Origin of the sequence: Salinicoccus kekensis (assembly GCF_900220995.1) — a bacterium.
In the GTDB taxonomy this organism is placed as follows: Bacteria; Bacillota; Bacilli; order Staphylococcales; family Salinicoccaceae; genus Lacicoccus; species Lacicoccus kekensis.
In genome coordinates, this window is record NZ_OBQF01000001.1 from 688364 (window position 1) to 706206 (window position 17843).

16 protein-coding genes and 1 pseudogene are annotated in these 17843 nt (G+C 51.0%); 5 read left to right on the forward strand and 12 right to left on the reverse strand.

Annotated features, from left to right (window positions below; genetic code table 11):
• Positions 1-52: 52 nt before the first annotated feature.
• The 4 genes from CRN96_RS03450 to zapA are packed head-to-tail and all read right to left on the reverse strand — an operon-like array spanning position 53 to position 4922.
• Positions 53-2383, reverse strand: coding sequence for an endonuclease MutS2 (locus CRN96_RS03450; RefSeq protein ID WP_097039170.1), 2331 nt, complete (start codon positions 2381-2383; stop codon positions 53-55).
• A gap of 10 nt (positions 2384-2393) precedes the next feature.
• Positions 2394-4088 (reverse strand): DNA polymerase/3'-5' exonuclease PolX, encoded by a 1695-nt coding sequence (polX, locus tag CRN96_RS03455; RefSeq protein ID WP_097039173.1) that lies wholly within the window; start codon positions 4086-4088, stop codon positions 2394-2396.
• Positions 4089-4116: 28 nt separating this feature from the next.
• Complete coding sequence (locus CRN96_RS03460) at positions 4117-4650, reverse strand: CvpA family protein (protein WP_097039175.1); 534 nt, start codon at positions 4648-4650, stop codon at positions 4117-4119.
• On the reverse strand, positions 4647-4922 hold the full coding sequence (gene zapA / locus CRN96_RS03465) for a cell division protein ZapA (RefSeq protein WP_097039178.1): 276 nt from the start codon (positions 4920-4922) through the stop codon (positions 4647-4649). Before zapA ends, CRN96_RS03460 begins: the two co-directional genes overlap by 4 nt.
• A gap of 119 nt (positions 4923-5041) precedes the next feature.
• Between zapA and rnhC the strand changes: the two genes are divergently transcribed.
• Positions 5042-5713 (forward strand): ribonuclease HIII, encoded by a 672-nt coding sequence (gene rnhC, locus CRN96_RS03470; RefSeq protein WP_097039180.1) that lies wholly within the window; start codon positions 5042-5044, stop codon positions 5711-5713.
• 229 nt (positions 5714-5942) lie between these two features.
• Here the strand turns inward: rnhC and pheT are convergent, their stop codons facing one another.
• From pheT to CRN96_RS03500, 6 genes and pseudogenes are all read right to left on the reverse strand, one after another.
• Positions 5943-8345 carry a phenylalanine--tRNA ligase subunit beta gene (gene pheT / locus CRN96_RS03475; RefSeq protein ID WP_097039182.1) on the reverse strand — a complete coding sequence of 801 codons (2403 nt, stop codon included), beginning with the start codon at positions 8343-8345 and terminating at the stop codon, positions 5943-5945.
• Positions 8332-9336 (reverse strand): annotated as a pseudogene (pheS, locus tag CRN96_RS03480) (phenylalanine--tRNA ligase subunit alpha); the annotation flags it as partial. The gene pheT and the pseudogene pheS, both read right to left, overlap by 14 nt.
• 375 nt (positions 9337-9711) lie before the next feature.
• Positions 9712-9957 (reverse strand): hypothetical protein, encoded by a 246-nt coding sequence (locus CRN96_RS03485; protein WP_097039186.1) that lies wholly within the window; start codon positions 9955-9957, stop codon positions 9712-9714.
• Positions 9958-9995: 38 nt separating this feature from the next.
• Positions 9996-10229, reverse strand: a complete 234-nt coding sequence (locus tag CRN96_RS03490; RefSeq protein WP_179647085.1) for a hypothetical protein — start codon at positions 10227-10229, stop codon at positions 9996-9998.
• Positions 10230-10362: 133 nt separating this feature from the next.
• On the reverse strand, positions 10363-11106 hold the full coding sequence (locus CRN96_RS03495; RefSeq protein WP_245844530.1) for a TrmH family RNA methyltransferase: 744 nt from the start codon (positions 11104-11106) through the stop codon (positions 10363-10365).
• Entirely contained in the window at positions 11100-12170 is a 1071-nt protein-coding gene (locus tag CRN96_RS03500; protein ID WP_097039189.1) for a M42 family metallopeptidase, read from the reverse strand. The genes CRN96_RS03495 and CRN96_RS03500 overlap by 7 nt, the downstream gene beginning before the upstream one ends.
• A gap of 148 nt (positions 12171-12318) precedes the next feature.
• Between CRN96_RS03500 and CRN96_RS03505 the strand changes: the two genes are divergently transcribed.
• The 4 genes from CRN96_RS03505 (at position 12319) to CRN96_RS03520 (ending at position 16437) form a co-directional block, all read left to right on the forward strand.
• A complete protein-coding gene (locus tag CRN96_RS03505; RefSeq protein ID WP_097039191.1) occupies positions 12319-13386 on the forward strand; it encodes an NAD(P)H-dependent flavin oxidoreductase in 1068 nt (355 codons plus the stop codon).
• 295 nt (positions 13387-13681) lie between these two features.
• On the forward strand, positions 13682-14518 hold the full coding sequence (locus tag CRN96_RS03510) for a hypothetical protein (RefSeq protein WP_097039193.1): 837 nt from the start codon (positions 13682-13684) through the stop codon (positions 14516-14518).
• Between the two features lie 35 nt (positions 14519-14553).
• On the forward strand, positions 14554-15381 hold the full coding sequence (locus CRN96_RS03515; protein ID WP_097039195.1) for an SDR family NAD(P)-dependent oxidoreductase: 828 nt from the start codon (positions 14554-14556) through the stop codon (positions 15379-15381).
• Positions 15382-15543: 162 nt separating this feature from the next.
• Positions 15544-16437 carry an RluA family pseudouridine synthase gene (locus CRN96_RS03520; RefSeq protein WP_097039197.1) on the forward strand — a complete coding sequence of 298 codons (894 nt, stop codon included), beginning with the start codon at positions 15544-15546 and terminating at the stop codon, positions 16435-16437.
• Positions 16438-16439: 2 nt separating this feature from the next.
• Here the strand turns inward: CRN96_RS03520 and CRN96_RS03525 are convergent, their stop codons facing one another.
• Positions 16440-17300: a fructosamine kinase family protein gene (locus CRN96_RS03525; RefSeq protein ID WP_097039199.1), complete on the reverse strand. Its 861-nt coding sequence runs from the start codon at positions 17298-17300 to the stop codon at positions 16440-16442.
• Positions 17301-17345: 45 nt separating this feature from the next.
• On the reverse strand, positions 17346-17816 hold the full coding sequence (locus tag CRN96_RS03530) for a thioesterase family protein (RefSeq protein WP_097039691.1): 471 nt from the start codon (positions 17814-17816) through the stop codon (positions 17346-17348).
• Between the last annotated feature and the right edge of the window lie 27 nt (positions 17817-17843).

Here is a 17843-nt window from a genome sequence, read left to right on the forward strand (position 1 = left end):
GCGATCAGCACCTTTGCCAATTTCAGCATATCAAAGTTATCCAAGCCGTCACCTACTTCATTTCAACTATCGTCACACCGAAACCGCCCTCATTCGGGTGCCCCATTCTGTAGGACTTCACTTTCGGATGCTGTTTCAAGTGCTGCTGCACACCTTTCTGGAGAGCTCCCGTGCCCTTGCCGTGGATGATCTCGACCTGGCTGTAGCTGCTGAGGAGCACCTGGTCCAGATACCGGTCGAGCTCCATCATCGCTTCTTCATAACGCTTGCCCCTGAGGTCGAGGCTGCTTTTCACGATTGACTTGCCGGTCCTTCTCGCAACCGGGCGGGTGATCTTCTCTTTTTTCCGTTTCTTCAGTTCCTTGAGCGGGATGTTCATCTTCAGGATGCCCATCTGGACGATCGCTTCATCTTTTTCGATTGAAAGTATTTCACCTTTCTGACCGTATGACAGGACGTCGACACTGTCTCCCCGTTCGAAACTCTCGGTCTTCTCATTCTCGACCTGCTGCTTCAGCGATTCCTGATGATAGCTGTCCCGCAGACCTTTCCGCTTTTCGATGATTTCATGCTCTTCTAAGTTTCTTGCACCGTCTGCCTTCATCTTATTGAGCTCATCGATGATTTCTTCTGCCTTCATCTCACTCTGCCTGATGAGCCTGTTCGCTTCATGGCGGGCTTCCTTGAAGAGTTTCTCCTTGTGCTCCTGATACTGCTCGTGCTGCACCTTCAGTTCATTCTGCAGTTTCTTAGCATCCTCAAGCAGCTTTTCCGTCTCCTCTTCATGCTCACGTGCACTCGTCGTATGGTTTTCAAGTGCAGTGATCATATCATTGACATCTTTTGAATCCGATTTGACGAGCTCTTTCGCCCTTTCTATGATGGACGGGGAAAGGCCGAGCTTATTGGAGATCTCAAATGCGTTGGAACGCCCCGGGATCCCCATCAGAAGCCGGTATGTCGGGGAGAGTGTACTGACATCGAACTCCACACTCGCATTGACGACATCTTCCCGGGTGTAGCTGAATGATTTGATCTGCGGATAATGTGTGGTCGCTATCAGCGTCGAACGTTTTGCGAGCAGGTCTTCGATGATCCCGATCGCAAGCGCCGCACCCTCTTCCGGGTCCGTTCCGGCCCCGACCTCATCCAGCAGTACGAGCGTCTCATCGTCTGCATTGTCGATGATCACCTTCGTATTCGTCAGATGGCTGGAGAATGTGGAAAGCGACTGTTCGATTGACTGTTCATCCCCGATATCACTGTAGATCTTTTTGAACACTGGCACTATGCTGCCGTCCCTTGCCGGGACCGGAATGCCGGACTGGGCCATCAGCTGGGTCAGCCCGATCGTCTTCAGGGTGACCGTCTTACCGCCCGTATTCGGTCCGGTGATGATGACGGCCTGCGTCTCCTCATCCACGATGATGTCGTTTTTGACGACCTCTTCGCTGTCGATCAGCGGATGGAAAGATGCCGGCAGGTAAATTCTCCGCGCATCGCTGATTTCAGGTTTCGTCGCACCGATGCTCATGCCGTATTTGGCTTTCGCAAAGACCATATCCAGATGATGCAGGCTGTCGTCCGTCATCGTCAGTTCGTCTGCAACTTCTGCGGTCCTTGCACTCAAATCGTACAGTATCCTTTCGATTTCAAGTGCTTCCTCGTCCCTCAGGCTCTGGATGCGGTTCGTCATCTGCACCACTGCCATCGGTTCCATATATACCGTCTGTCCGCTCTGGGACATGTCATGGACGATTCCGTTGAATTCGGACCGGTGCTCCACTTTGACCGGAACGACATAGCGGTTGTTCCTCATCGTGATGATGCCGTCGCTGAGCTTCCGCTGCTGACTGCCCCGGATCAAATCGTTCAGCTTCTCCCGTATCTTCCCTTCTTCAGAATTGATCCTTCTGCGTATCCTGAGCAGGTTATCCGAGGCATGATCCAGTACATCGGCCTCATCCACAGTGCCTGCAATCTTCTTATATAAGTGGTGTATGTCCGGCAGGCCCAAAATATAGTGGGAAATCCGGCCGACTTCCACTTCATCGCTTTCGAACTCTTCGAATAATTTATTCAGACTCTGCTTTCTGAAAAGCATGCCTTTTATTGCGTTGAAGTCACTGATCGATAACATGCTGCCGATGACCGCCCTGTTGACATGCCCTTTGATGTCCGTGACACCGGCCATTTCAACGTTGCGGTAACGGAGGATGGTGGATGCATCATCCACTTCGGCGATCATGGTGCGCACGGCGTTTATATCATTGGAGACCAGGCTGTGGTTGATCGCCTGTTTCGTCTTTTCACTCACGGCATGATTCTGCATCTGTGAGAGTATCTTATCGAACTCGAGTGTCCTGAATGTTCTTTCGTTCATATTAAAACCTCTATTTTTGCTTATTTATAAATTCCCGGAAATCCTCCCGTGTCATCGTGTTGATCACCTGATCCTTACGGATGAGCCCTTTTTGGAGTGTGGCCACGCCATACTTCATGAAATCCAGATGATCGGTATGGTGGGCATCCGTATTGACCGACAGCATGACATCCTTATGGCGGATCGCTTCCGCGCTGAGGTCGAGCCTCATCGGGTTCGCATTGACTTCAAGCGCCGTGCCGGTCTCGGCGGCAAGGCTGATGAGCCTGTCCATATCGATGGGATAGCCTTCACGCCTGCCGATCAGTCTGCCTGTCGGATGCGCAATATGGCGCACATACGGATTGCGGCAGGCGGATTCAAGCCTGTGCATGATTTCTTCCTCGGTCTGCTGGAAGCTTGAATGGATCGCGGCAATGACATAGTCCAACTCTTTCAGGATGTCATCCGAATAATCCAGTGTGCCGTCCTTCAGTATATCCATCTCTGTGCCCGAATACACATCGATCTCATCGTACTCCTCATTGATCGCCCTGATTTCCTCAAGCTGCGCTATCAGGCGCTTCTCATCCAGTCCGTTGGCGACCCTGAGGCTTTTGGAGTGGTCGGTGATGACGATGTAGCCATAACCTTTTTCGATGCAGGCCTCGACCATCTCGCGTATGGAGAATGCACCGTCGCTGTACACGGTGTGCATATGGATATCGCCTTTGATGTCTTCAAGTGTCACGATATCACCGACATCAAGTTCGGTCTCTTCACCCGTTTCGCGCATTGCGGGCGGGATGTACTCCAGCCCGAAGTGGTTGTAGAAGTCTGCCTCGGAATCGAAAGTGACCGTCTCGCCGTCCTTTTCGACCCCGTACTCACTGATTTTCTCATCACGCTTTTTTGCGATTTGACGCATCTTGACGTTATGCTCCTTGGAGCCGGTGAAATGGTGCAGTGTGGAGTAATATTCTGCTTCAGTGACGAAACGGAAATCGACGTTGATCTCCTGAAGGTCGTCCTCGATGATGATCGAAAGTTTTTTATCACCAGAGACGACGGTTTCCTTGACGAAATCCGCCTCAGTGATCTCCTCGGTGAATGCCTGCGGATCTTTGGATATCACGATGTAGTCGATGTCCCGGCTTGTCTCCTTCATGCGGCGTGCACTTCCTGCCACATCGAACCTTTCGACATGTTCGCTTTCAGATAGATGACTTTCTATGATCTCCCTGAATTTGAGTATCTGGTTGATGGCGTACCTTTCTGGCCGGATCAATATGTCGTCGATCGCCTTGCTGATGTTCTCCTCCGTCTTCTTGCCGAATCCGGAAAGCGCGCTGATCTCTTCATTCTCACAGGCATTCTTCAGCCCTTCCAATGTATCGATGCCGAGCTCTTTGTAGATTTTAGCGATCTTCTTCGGGCCGAGCGTCGGGATCTTTGTCATCTGTACGAGACCTGCCGGCACACTTTCCTGAAGCTCCTTGAAAACCGTCGATTCGCCCTTCTCCACATACTCGACGATGACCTCATTGACGCCTTTGCCGATGCCTTTAATATCTATGAATTTATCGATTTCCGAAAGGGACCTCGGGTCGGTCTCCAGTGACTGTGCTGCTTTCCTGTATGCCGACACCTTGAACGGGTTCTCAAGCGAGAGTTCCATATATGTTGCGATGTTCTCAAGTAATCTGATGATATCTTTTTTTGTCATAATTTCCTCCAAAAAAAGAGCCATATCCCTATGACTCGATTTGTAACCACTCCATGAATCTTTCGGAGAGGATGAATGTATGTTCCAGTATGAAATTGGCCAATCCCGAATCTTCAATAGGCGTTTGGATAAATTCTAAAGGGATCATTGCCAGCATGAATAATATCACGGCCAAAATATAAACCGTCTCGATCAGTCCGAGGACAGCGCCGACCACTTCCCCGACAATATTGAATACAGGAATCTGCTGAAAATAATCGAATGCGCTGATGACCAGCTGGATCAGTATTTTGGCGACTATGAATATCATGAAGAATGCCGACATGTCATAGTATGCATATTCTGCATTGGCAATGGATGGAAATATCGGATTCGACAGCGTCTCCGTCGTCGATGGATACGGCAGTATCAAATCCAGCCGGGCAGCGAGGGTTCCGTAGTTCAGTGCGGCGATGATGATCGCGGCAAGCGTCCCCATGAGATGGAAGAACTGCAGAATGAAACCTCTGCGGTACCCGACAATCATTCCGATTATAAGTAAAATTAAAAGAATTAAAGTCATACGTCTCTTCCTTGATCAGATTGATGTTCAGACTGCTCTTTCAAGAGCGCCTCATACTTATGCTGCAGCTTCACATAGTCGTCCATTACATTCACTGCCGTTAAAACTGCTTTCCTCGTCGTGTCCAGGCCCGCACTCTTTGAGCCGATTTCACGCATTTTCTGGTCGACGAGATGTGCGACATGCCGGATATGTTCAGGTTCGTCCCTGCCGATGATCGTATACTGCTGATCATAGATGTCGACATATATACGGTTCCTGTATTCAGTCATGGCGTCTCCGCCTCCTTTATCCAAACTGTTTACAATTATGTTATCATTAATTTATTATACTTATCGGGAATGGATTTCACAAGTAAAGTAATTAGAAAAGGATAAAGGGAATTTGATATATGAATTATGATGATTATAACACCATAGGCAGTGATGAAGCGGGCGTCGGCGATTATTTCGGACCGATGACCGTGTGTGCTGCATACGTGCCAAAAGACAAGATTGCCCTTCTGAAGGAACTCGGCGTGAAAGACTCGAAGAACCTCTCGAACAATACGGTGATTAAAATCGCCGGCGACCTCATCCATACGGTCACCTATTCACTTGTCGTTCTTGACAATCCCTCATACAACAAAAAGATAGATGAGGGATGGAACATCGTGAAGCTGAAGGCGGTGCTCCATGACCACTGCATCAGGAATGTCCATGACAAGCTTGCAGAAGATGAACGCGGCAACATCGAGAAGATCGTCATCGACCAGTTCACCACACTGAATGCCTACAACAAATATGTGCCGGATCCATTCATGATCGAAAAGATCCACCAGGAGACGAAGGCCGAGAGCAAATCCCTCGCCGTCGCCGCCGCAAGCATCATTGCACGGGCAAAGTATCTGGAGCAGATGGCGAACCTCGATCAGACACTGAAAGATAAGGTGCCGCGGGGTGCAAGCAAGCAGGTCGATGCCTTTGCTGCACGGCTTGCCAAAAAGCACGGGATGGATTATGTCGACAATCTCACGAAGAAGCACTTCAAGACACGCGAGAAGGTGCAGGCGTTGTTGAGGTAGCCGGCGGACCCTGCGGAGGGGAGCGATATTCGATTAAGTCCTGAATATCTCAAGAGATAATCGAAATTGAGAGGCATATTCGATTAAGTGCACTGAAAACCAGTAAGATAATCGAAAACAGCCCGTAAAATCGATTAAATCTGTAAAAATCAAAAAGATAATCGAGACCATCAGAAAACCCCAAATAAAAAGCTGCAGGAGACATTCAAATCTCCCGCAGCTTTCTTTATTATCCTCTTAATGCAAATCCTTCATCTTTCAGCGCCTCGAGCACCGGCTGATGGATTTCTTCAACCGCTTCATCGGTCAGCGTCTCTTCCTTGTTCAGGTAAGTGAGGCGGATCGCGACGGATTTCTTATCCGCTTCAATGTTCTCGCCTTCATAGACGTCGAACACATACACATCGATCAGATGTTTCTTGGCCGCATTCTCGATGATATCGACGAGTGTGCCTGCAGTGACGTTTCTGTCTGCGACAAGCGCAATGTCCCTTATGACCGACGGGTACTTCGGCAGCACTTCGTATTCAATGGTGCCGGATTTCACGGCAAGCAGCGCGTCGAGATCCACTTCGAACACGATCGTCTGATCCAGATCATGGTCTCTTTCGTATTTCGGATGCAGCTCGCCGACGAACCCGATATATTCCCCTCCGAGTGTGATATCCGCCGTACGTCCCGGATGCATCTCCGGATACCCTTCCGATGGCACATAATGGATATCGTCAGTCAGCCCGAGTTTTTCAAACACACTGTCGAGTATGCCTTTTGCCGCATAGAAATCGGCGGGCACATGGCTGCCAAGCCAGTCCGTGTTGTTCATCCTGCCTGTCAGGATACCGGCAAGCTTCTCGACTTCCTCAGGCTGTACATCCTGCCCTTTTGAAATAAAGATCCTGCCCGTTTCGAACAGCTGGACGTCTTTTTGCTGGCGGCTTGTGTTGTAGACCACGTTGTCCACAAGATGGGGCACCAGGCTGTTCCTGAGCACCGCACGATCCTCGCTCATCGGCATCATCAGACGCAAGGCTTCCTTGCGTTCCGTGAACTGGGTCGCCTTCTCCTTGCTCGTCAGGGCATAGTTGATGGACTGCGACAGACCGAGCGACTCCAGCTGATGGCGGATGATGCGGTGTTTCTCCTGTTCGTCGGTCAGCCTGCCCGGTGTGATCGTCTCAAATTTCGGGAGTGAGGACGGCAGTGCATCATAGCCATATATCCTTGCCACTTCCTCTGTGATGTCTTCCGGAATCTGGAGGTCGTCCCGGCGTGACGGCACATGAATTTCAAGATCGTCACCGCTCACCACGGTCTCAAGGCCGAGTTTTGAGAGTGTCTCTTCAATTTCGGACGTTTCAAGGTGCATGCCGAGCCTGTTGTTGATGAAGTCCCTTGACGTTTTGATGATCGAATCACTGGTGTCGAGTGCACCATCGGAATTGTAACCGAGCTGCACTTTGCCCCCTGCATATGTTTCAAGCAGATATGCCGCCCGCTCCAGTGCCGGGAGGACGAATTCGTGGGAAACACCCTTTTCAAAACGGCTGCTCGCTTCACTCCGCAGATCCAGCCTGCCACTCGTCTTCCGGATGGACACCGGATTAAATACTGCAGATTCGATGATGACGTTCGTCGTCTCCTCCGTCACTTCGGAGAAGTCGCCGCCCATGACACCTGCAAGCGCGACCGGCTCTTTGCCGTTGGTGATGACGATGTCGCTGCCCTTGAGCGTGCGTTCCTTACCATCGAGCGTCGTCATCTTCTCGCCCTCTTCAGCGAACCGCGTCACAATCTCCTTCGAACCGAGCTGGTCATAGTCGAACATATGGAGCGGCTGGCCGTATTCCAGCATGACATAGTTCGAGATATCGACGACGTTGTTGATCGGACGGATGCCCGCTTTGATCAGGCGGATCTGCATCCATGTCGGCGCAGGTTTTATTTCCACGTCCTTGACGACCCTGAGCGCATAGTAAGGGACCGCTTCACTGTCCTCATTGCGTACAGAGACGTCCACTTGATCCCCCGTCTCGGTGAGGTCCGTTGAAGGATGCACCACATCTCCGCCGTACAGCGCCTTCGTCTCGTAGGCCGCCCCGATGATGGACAGTGCGTCTTTCCTATTCGGGGTGAGGTCGAACTCCATCACCGCATCATCAAGGTAGACTGCAGGCAGTGCCGGTGCACCCGCTTCCTGGTCCTCACTGAAGATGAAGATGCCGTCCTGGTATTCCTTCGGCACGTAATCGGTTGGTATGCCAATCTCATCGAGTGAGCAGATCATCCCTTCCGAGACTTCGCCCCGCAGCTTCGCCTTCTTGATCTTGATGCCGCCCGGCAGCCTTCCGCCGACCTGGCAGACGATGACGTACGTATCGGCTGCAACGTTATCTGCACCGCAGACGATCTGCTTCACTTCGTCCCCGGTATTCACCCGGCACAGGTTCAGCTTATCCGCATCCGGATGCTGCCTCACCTCTTCGACATGCCCGATGACGAGGTTTTTGATGTCCGACGTATAATCGATGATGTCATCCACCTCGATGCCGCCACGCGTGATGCGCTCCGATAATTCATATACGTCCGCTTCCACATCTATATATTCACTTAACCACTCTTTAGATACTTTCAACGTTTTCACCTCCGTCTTCCGTCTGTTTGAACTGATTGATGAACCTTAAGTCATTCGTATACAGGTGGCGGATATCCTCGATGCCGTAGCGCAGCATCGCCACCCTGTCAGGACCCATGCCGAATGCAAAACCGCTGTACTCGTCCGGATCATAACCTGCCATCCTGAGCACATTCGGGTGAACCATGCCGGCACCGAGTATTTCTATCCAGCCGGACTGCTTGCATACGTTGCATCCCGCACCCTTGCATTTGAAGCAGGAGATGTCGACTTCCACACTCGGTTCAGTGAACGGGAAGAAGCTCGGGCGCAGGCGGATTTCACGCTCTGTGCCGAAAATCTCCTTGGCAAACAGCTCGAGCGTACCTTTCAGGTCGCTCATATGGATATTCTTATCGACGACCAGCCCTTCAATCTGTGTGAACTGGTGGCTGTGCGTCGCATCATCACTGTCACGGCGGTAGACCTTGCCCGGACAGATGATCTTCACCGCTTCTTTGCCTTTACGGTCTTCAAGCACACGTGCCTGCACCGGTGAGGTGTGCGTCCTCAGCAGGATCTCCTCCGATATGTAGAACGTATCCTGCATATCACGCGCCGGATGGGATTTCGGAAGATTGAGCGCCTCGAAGTTGTAGTAATCCGTCTCCACTTCATAGCCTTCCTGTATCTCATAGCCGAGGCCGATGAAGAAGTCCTCTATGTCCTCGATGATCCGTGAGATCGGATGCTGGGAGCCGATGTTGAACTTTCTGCCCGGCAGGGTCACGTCGATCGTTTCATTCTTCAATCTCTCTTCAAGTGCGGCCGCCTCGATTTCCGCACTCTTCTCCTCGATCGATGCCTCGATGTTACGGCGCAGTTCATTGACTTTCTGGCCGTAGGCCGGACGCTCCTCATTCGAAAGATTCTTCATCTCCTTCATCAGGCCCGTCACTCTGCCTTTTTTACCAAGATACCGGACTTTGAGGTCCTGGAGGCTTCTTGCATCTTCAACGGTCTCAAGCGACACGTCGAATTCATCCTGAATATGTGTCATTTGTGATGTATCCATTTTTCCACTCCTTTAAAATAAAAAAACCCGCCCTTGAAATATCAAGGACGGGATTCCGCGGTACCACCTATTTTTCTGCATGACTAAATACAGACACTTCAAAAGATAAGGGTTTTACCCGTCACTTCATCCGTCAGGTGAACCTGATCCCATTTACCGCACGGTCTTCCAGTCGTGTACCGTGCTCCCTGGTGGTAAATGCCGGGATCATTTATTCCTGTCTTCATGTGAAGCCTGCATTTTCATTTATAGAATCATTATAAGTCAAAAAATTAAAAAATCAAGCTTCCGCGAAATTTTAAAAGGCTGACGCTACTGGGCGTCTTCCGCTTCTTCCTCGGACTGGCCTTCACCAGTTTCGCCGCCGGTGGCCTCATCAATGTCCTGTGTTTCTTCGCCTGTTTCATTATCCGCTTCATCCTGGTCGCTTGTGCCATGATCGACATTTTCAGCATCCTCGCCGAGTTCCTCATCTTCCCCGATGTTCGGCTCATCCTCGCCGCATGCACCGAGCACTAATACAGAAGCCAGACCTCCGGCCAGTAAAAACTTCTTCATCATAATCCTCCTAAATGGTTGTTGTCATCATACAAATGCTATTCCGATTCTGCTTCATCCACATCCGACTCTTCGCCAAGGCTTTCCTGACGGTCGGAACTGTCATCTCCAGACTCTTCTTCACCGTTATCCGCATCGATCGCCGTGCCGTCCTGTTCCACTTCCTGATCCGTGTCCACGGCGTCATCGCTCATTTCGGGTTCTTCCTCCCCGCCGCATGCGCCAAGCACCAGGATCGATGCCAGTCCGCCGGCCAAAAGATACTTCTTCATAGTCACCCTCCTCAATGATCATAAATAACTGTTGTTAACATCTGTTTACCCCAACTGCAGGCATATTATTTATACAACCCGGTATTTATAAGAATGAAGACCCCATGACCGTGAAGCCATGACGTCTCCAGAATCATTTCAGCGCTTTGAAATGGTGCATGAAGATGCCGCCTGCGATCGCCACGTTCAGACTTTCCGAACGGCCGGGCATATGGATTTTCACCTTGCGGTCGACGAGATCCAGCACTTCCTCACTCACACCCCGGCCTTCATTGCCGAGTACGATGAGCAGCGGGTCCTGTTGCACAACATCGTCCAGGTAGTCCGCCTGTGCGAGGCTCGTACCGATGGAGAGTCCCTGGAAGCTCTCAATGACGGATTTGATATCAGCGACTTCGACGCTAACGTGGAATGTGCTGCCCTGGGCGCTGCGGAGCACTTTATCGCTGAAAGGATCCACCGTACCCGGGGACGCCACCACCCGGTCGAACCCGAAAGCATCCGCTGTGCGGATGAGGCTGCCGAAGTTGCCGGGGTCCTGCACATCATCCAGCACAAGGACCTTATTCCCCGCCGCTTCAGGCGCGGCATAAGAGACCGCCGCCATGATGCCCTGGGGCGTTTCGAGCTGGGATAACGTCTTCATCACCGGCAAGCTTACAAGGATCACTTCAAAGCGGGAGGCATCGAAAGTGAAGCTGTAATCCTCGAGCGCGATGATATGATGGATCACCTGATCGGATCCGACCGCCTCCTCCACCATATGTTCCCCGTCGATTAAAAACATGCCCGTCCTGCTGCGCGCTTTCTTCTTATGCAGCTTGCGCAGTTCCTTGATGCGCGGGTTGTCCTTTGAAGTGATGACCTCTCTTACCAAATGATGTTCTCCACCGCTTCGTCATCCAGCGACTTGACGATCGCCGTGATGAGTTTGACCGCATTGTTCACATCTTCCTTATGCAGGATGGAGACGTTGGAGTGCATGTACCTCAAAGGCACGCCGATGTTAACGGAAGGTACACCTTCATTTGCAACATGGAAGCCGCCTGAGTCCGTACCGCCGCCCGGCACCGCCTGGAACTGGAACGGGATGCCGTTCTCTTCTGCAACTTTCTGGATATGGCGGCGGAAGCCGACATGGCCGATATTGGATGCATCCATCAGGACGATCAGCGGGCCGTCACCGAGTTTACCCTGTCCGTTTTCCGGTTTCATTCCCGGTGTGTCCCACGCGATGCCGACGTCGACGGAGATCGCAAGGTCCGGCTTCACCGTATTCGCTGAAGTCTTCGCACCGCGCAGTCCCACTTCCTCCTGGACGGTCGCACCGCTTACGACGTCGATGCCGAGGTCTTCGCCTTCAAGGTTCTGGAGCACTTCAACGGCGACCACACAGCCCATGCGGTTATCCCATGCTTTTGCAAGAAGGTAGTTCTTGTTCGCCATCTCCGTGAATTCCATATGCGGTGTGATCTGGTCACCCGGCTTCACGCCTGCCTTCAGCGCCTCCTCTTTATCCGCAACACCGATATCGATGAACATGTTTTTGATTTCAACCGGCTTCTTGCGCTCTTCCGGTGAGAGTGCATGCGGCGGTTTTGAACCGATGACGCCTGTGAGGACCCCGTCGTCCGTGATGACGTTCATGCGCTGCGACAGCATGACCTGGTTCCACCAGCCGCCGATCGGAGTGAATTTGATGAAGCCGTTATCGTCGATCTCGGTCACCATGAAGCCGATCTCGTCCAGATGGCCGCCGATCAGGATCGTTTTATTGCCTGAGGACTTGCGTTTGCCGTAGATGCTGCCGAGGTTGTCTGTCACAATCTCATCACTCACCGGCTCGAGGTACTCTTTCATGAGCCTTTTTACATCATATTCAAATCCTGAGATGCCGTGAGCATCCGTCAAACTTTTCATCAATGTCAGTTGTTTATCCATTATGAGTCTCCTTTATCTTGTATTCCCCACCATTTTATCATAACCATTTCAATAGTCGAAATAATAATATCGCTTTCAAAACCCCGGCGACGTGGTAATATTGAAGTGCATTATTACATTCGCAACCCTAATGAAGAGGTGGTATATTATGTGGCATCAGACGGAAGTGACAAAGATCCTAAATATCCGGTATCCGATTATCCAGGCACCGATGGCCGGCTCGACCACGCCTGAACTCGTCGCGGCGGTCGCCAACCAGGGCGGGCTCGGCAGCATAGGCGCAGGGTACTACACCCCGGAAAAACTGCGCCGGGATATCGAAGATACGCAGGCGCTCACCGACAAACCGTTTGCGGTGAACCTTTTCGTCCCCGAATACAATGAAGTGACGATTACGCAGATTGAACATATGAAGGAAATACTCTCCCCCTACGATGAGGCGCTCGGCATCACCCCGGATGATCCGACCGTCTCAAGGGATGATACGTTCCTCCGCCTGATCGACATCATCATAGAATCCGGAGTGAAGATATGCAGCTTCACCTTCGGCATACCGGAAACGTTGGTGATAAAGAAACTGCAAGCAGCCGGCATGACACTCATCGGCTGTGCCACCACCGTGGAAGAAGCCGTGATCAATGCACAGGCCGGCATGGATATGGTCGTCGTCCAGGGCTTTGAAGCGGGCGGCCACAGGGGGTCCTTCCTGAAGAATGCGCTCGATTCCAATGTCGGGACGATGGCACTCGTGCCCCAGGCGGCGGATGCGGTGGATATACCGGTGATTGCCGCAGGAGGCATCATGGACGGCCGCGGCATCTATGCAAGCCTGATACTCGGTGCGGATGCCGCACAGCTCGGCACGGCATTCCTCACGACGGAGGAAAGTGCAGCCCCGGACATCCATAAGAATGTCATACTCGCCAGTGAAGAAGCGGACACCGTGCTGACGAATGTCTTCAGCGGTAAATATGCGAGGGGCCTGAGGAATGAATTCATAGAAGACATGGAAGTATATGAAGCGGACATACTGCCCTACCCGTTCCAAAACCAGGTTACGAAAAAGATGCGGGCAGAAGCGGCGAAATCCGGCAGAAGCGATTTGCTGCATCTCTGGAGCGGCCAGGGCGTGAGGCTCTCCCGTGACGGGGAGGCGGCGGAACTTTTCAGGGAGCTCGTTTCAGAAGTGGATGAAGTAATCGCAGGATCTAATTGAATGACACTGACACCACCCCCCGGCCTCCCAGGTCGGGGGGTGATTCTGTAACTAACGTTTTTTTATTAATCTTTTTTATAGTTTTCCTTCAAACTCACATGATATTCATCCCAAAACCTGTAAAATAAACAGCCCTCTTCCAAGATTTTAATATCTCAATCTTGATCAAAATGTCACAGTCTTGCAGAAAATCTCATAGATATTCAAAATTCATACAATTTATTGCTATAAAATTGGCCTGATATACTCTATAATTGAACCAATATTCCTTAAAAATAAAGACATGGAGGCCACCATGAAAATCATTCTTCATGAAAATATCTCTGCGTATCTGCAGAAAAAAAATATAATGCCGAATTACCTTTCATCCGGGCACGGTGTGACGTGTGAGGGGGAGGAGGGAATACTCGCCTACCTGTATTATTCCCTCAACCCTTACCACCCCTCTGCACCGTACCTGCGATTTGCAGTGCTGGATCAGAGTGTGGATGCGGAGACAATTGTGGAAATGTACGAAAAATTGAAGTCCACCCTGCCGCTGTCGGACATCATCCTGGAAATCCACCGGAACCATGACCTATACGAAAAGCTGATCACTACACATGATTTCGAAGAGTTCAGGAAGACTTACGAAGCTGAAGTGGAGATCAGTGAAATGGTCAGCCATTACACTGTCGATGAAACAAAATCATACGAGGGGGAGCAGTCATTTGAAATGACCGAAAGCCTGCTCGACCTCTCCAGGAAAGTGTATGAATCCGTCCATGACACCATCCCGCTGAGGGGGATGACACTTGCTGAATGGAAGGACCTCATCACCGACGACCTTGATCTTGAAAATTCCATCGTCATCCATGATGAGGATGAGGCAGTCACCGCCTATATGCTCATTTACGGAGATGAAGATAACTCCAGGGATGTCGGCTACATTTATTATTCAGATGCTGATGCAAAACAGCGCCTCACTTCAGCTTTCAGGCACACACTGGATAAGCTTCGGGAGGATGGCTATGAACATATCAACCTGGAGATCGATACGACCGACGAATATGCATACGGATTCTTCAATGAATTCGTGAATGATGAAGCACCAGTTTTGGTCAGCTATATCCGCCGGCAGAAAAAATCATAAAGACGATCATATATTATCTTCGAAAGGGGATGCTTATGAAACAATTATCGGAATGCACAGTTTTGATCACCGGCGCAACAGACGGACTCGGCAAAGCGGCAGCACGATGGTTTGCAGGGAAAGGTGCAGCAGTACGCCTGCACGGCAGGAACGAAGATAAAGGCAGACGTGTACTGGAAGAGATCGAAGACGCCACCGGCAATACGGACCTGAAATATTACAACGGGGACTTCTCCTCACTCGACTCCGTCTCACAGGTCTCAGAAGAGATACTCGACGGCGAAGACCATATCGACATACTGATCAACAATGCAGGCATCGGCGGCGGACCGAAGTCAGGCGGCAGGCGCGGCACGAGTCGGGACGGCTTTGAAGAGATCTGGGCGGTGAACTATCTCGCACAGGTGCTCTTCACGAGGAAGCTTCGGCCTTTATTGAAAAAGGGTTCAAGAATCGTCAATGTCGCATCCATCGGCCAGGCTGAAATCGATTTTGACGACCTCAACATCGAGCATCGATACGACGGGTTCCTCGCATATTCAAGGAGCAAGCTCGCCCTGATCATGTTCACTTTCGATCTGGCTGAAGAGTTGGACGGCGCCGGAATCACGGTCAATGCCATCCACCCCGCCACACTTATGGAGACGAATATGGTGAATGAGCATTTCGGACGTTCGCAGTCATCGGTGGAAGAAGGGCTCGATGCGCTCGTGTCCCTTGCGGCCTCTGAAGATACGGAAGGTGTCACGGGGGAATTCTATGACGGAAGACGCCGTTCAAAGGCTCTGGGACAGGCTTACGACCATGAAGCGAGACGAAAGCTGAAGGCTCAAACCGAGGAGATTTTAAGCGGATATATCTGATCCGGGTGAAAATCAACGGAAATGACAAAACATTAAGTGATGAATGATACATTGATGTAGTAGAATAGGAATTACAATATCATGACCGACTGTGGAAGTATTGAACACTTTCTCTTGTAATGGAAACCGGTATTTGAAGGAAAACGATATGGAGGAAGTATAATGAAAAAAAGAAATGTCATAAATAAACCCGAGGCGGAATGGATCGTCGAGGAACCCACAGAACTGCTGGAGTATTTGTTTGAAAAGATGCCCGCACGGAGCCGTAAAGCCGTAAAAGGCATCCTCGGCCGCGGCCAGGTGAGCGTGAACGGCCGGGCCACGACCCAGTTCAACGATATGCTGGAACCGGGTGACCGCGTGGAGATCGAAACGCGCACAGGGAAGCATGATGCAAAGATCAGGGGCTTGAAGATCCTGCATGAAGATCGGGACATCATCGTCATCGATAAAGAAGCGGGTCTTCTGTCCATCGCATCCGAAACGGAAAAGCAGATGACCGCATTCCGCCAGCTGTCCGATTATCTTCAGACGCTTCATCCGAAGAACCGCATTTTTATAGTGCACCGCCTGGACCGGGATACATCGGGTGTGATGATATTCGCAAAGAACAAACAGGTCCAGCAGAAGCTGCAGAATGATTGGGGCAGCATCGTTTCAGAACGTACGTACATCGCACTTGTCGAAGGGAAAGTCGAAAAAGGCGGCACCGTCACTTCATGGCTTTCGGAAAACAAGGCACTGATCATGCGCTCCAGCCAGAATCCCGAAAAAGGCAAAAAAGCGATCACACACTACAAAGTGCTGAAATCAAATAATAACTTCTCACTGCTCCAGGTGAACCTTGAGACCGGACGCAAGAACCAGGTCCGGGTGCATATGCAGGACATCGGCCATCCGATCGTCCGTGATAAGAAATACGGCGCACAGACGAATCCGATCAAAAGGATGGGACTGCATGCACAGGCGCTTGAATTCAAACATCCGGCGACGGACGAATATGTCCGGTTCGAATCCACGGCACCCGCTTCATTTTCACGCCTGTTCAAGAACTAGAGTCATCTCTCGTCCAGAATATCACCCATCTTCTCATTGACGCTTCCGGCATAAACAGAGCCGAACTTCACGAGATGCACCATCAGCAAATACAACTTATAAAACCTTATCCGCTCCCATGCCCCGCTGGTGAGCGGATATTTTTCGTCATAAGCGGCATAAAAATCTTCACTGAAGCCGCCGAACACCGTTGTTGCACCGAGGTCGAATTCACGGTCGCCGTACAATGGTGAGGGATCGAACAACGCCGGCCGCCCGTCTGAAAGAAACATATAATTCCCCGCCCACAGGTCGCCGTGCAGCAGCGACGGCGCGCTTTGATGGCTGATGAGTGTGTCCTCCATCACTTCATGGACTTCAGCGTACATCTGCAGGTCACTTTCATCCCATAATCCAAGTGCCGCCAGACGGTCACGGAGCGGCATCATCCTGTTTTCAAGGAACAACTGCTTCCAGGAAGTTGTCCAGCCGGCAGCAAAATGGATATCTCCGCCTTCATGCGGCAGATCGAAGCCGAACAGGCCATCCTTGTGATGGCTTTTATGCATTTTGGCAACCATATGTCCGAGATCCCGCTGGCTGCCCGTCCCCTCCTCCAGATATTCCAGCAGAAGATAGGCATCATCCCCCACCCGTCCGTCTGCGAGCACTCCAGGCACGGTGATCCCCGCTTCGACCATGAGTTTCAGGCCCCTGATTTCCGCTGCATAGAAATCAGGGCCGCGTCCGGGCTGTACAAGGAGGAAACAAGAATCTTCATCCGTATCGACACGGTAGGCATCATTGACATCCCCGCCCCTGACAGGCACGATTTTCTGAATGCCGGAAACAGGCAGTTCACTTTTCCAATTTTTAATATCCATATCCAATATCCCCTTTCAATAAAAAAAGACCGCCTCAGACGGCAGTCATTTCCTGATTCCGATCGTACGGCCGATTTCCTTCGGCTGATCCATTTCACCCTGGGCCTCATAATAATCTTTGACAGCCTTATCAAGTGATGCCGGAAACTCGCCCGGACGGCCCGTTTTGGTATCCATGCCCATGTACATCACTTCATAAGTGGCACACTGTGCATCCTGCTCATTATGCAGTGTCATGAAGACATGCAGACGCTTCGCATCAAAGTCATATATCCTGATTTTGATTGTAATCTCTTCACCGGCAAACACTTCGTTCTGGTACACGATATGGTTCTCCAGAGTGAAGATTGTGAAAGACAGCTCCTTCACTTTCTCCGCGCTGAGCCCGAGATGTGACATCCATTCGAGGCCGGCGTCACTGAATGCACGGCTGTACTGGCCGTCATTCATGTGTCCGTTGTAATCGAGCCATGATTCAGGCACCGTGGTGCGGTATTCATATAAACCCATAGTCATCTTCCTTTTCAAGTATTATATCCACTT

Bases quoted from the DNA above. Each gene is read 5' to 3' on its own strand.
- CRN96_RS03450 (WP_097039170.1), bottom strand. From the start codon at position 2,383: ATGAACGAAAGAACATTCAGGACACTCGAGTTCGATAAGATACTCTCA.
- polX (WP_097039173.1), bottom strand. From the start codon at position 4,088: ATGACAAAAAAAGATATCATCAGATTACTTGAGAACATCGCAACATAT.
- CRN96_RS03460 (WP_097039175.1), bottom strand. From the start codon at position 4,650: ATGACTTTAATTCTTTTAATTTTACTTATAATCGGAATGATTGTCGGG.
- zapA (WP_097039178.1), bottom strand. From the start codon at position 4,922: ATGACTGAATACAGGAACCGTATATATGTCGACATCTATGATCAGCAG.
- rnhC (WP_097039180.1), top strand. From the start codon at position 5,042: ATGAATTATGATGATTATAACACCATAGGCAGTGATGAAGCGGGCGTC.
- CRN96_RS03485 (WP_097039186.1), bottom strand. From the start codon at position 9,957: ATGAAGAAGTTTTTACTGGCCGGAGGTCTGGCTTCTGTATTAGTGCTC.
- CRN96_RS03490 (WP_179647085.1), bottom strand. From the start codon at position 10,229: ATGAAGAAGTATCTTTTGGCCGGCGGACTGGCATCGATCCTGGTGCTT.
- CRN96_RS03500 (WP_097039189.1), bottom strand. From the start codon at position 12,170: ATGGATAAACAACTGACATTGATGAAAAGTTTGACGGATGCTCACGGC.
- CRN96_RS03505 (WP_097039191.1), top strand. From the start codon at position 12,319: ATGTGGCATCAGACGGAAGTGACAAAGATCCTAAATATCCGGTATCCG.
- CRN96_RS03510 (WP_097039193.1), top strand. From the start codon at position 13,682: ATGAAAATCATTCTTCATGAAAATATCTCTGCGTATCTGCAGAAAAAA.
- CRN96_RS03515 (WP_097039195.1), top strand. From the start codon at position 14,554: ATGAAACAATTATCGGAATGCACAGTTTTGATCACCGGCGCAACAGAC.
- CRN96_RS03520 (WP_097039197.1), top strand. From the start codon at position 15,544: ATGAAAAAAAGAAATGTCATAAATAAACCCGAGGCGGAATGGATCGTC.
- CRN96_RS03525 (WP_097039199.1), bottom strand. From the start codon at position 17,300: ATGGATATTAAAAATTGGAAAAGTGAACTGCCTGTTTCCGGCATTCAG.
- CRN96_RS03530 (WP_097039691.1), bottom strand. From the start codon at position 17,816: ATGACTATGGGTTTATATGAATACCGCACCACGGTGCCTGAATCATGG.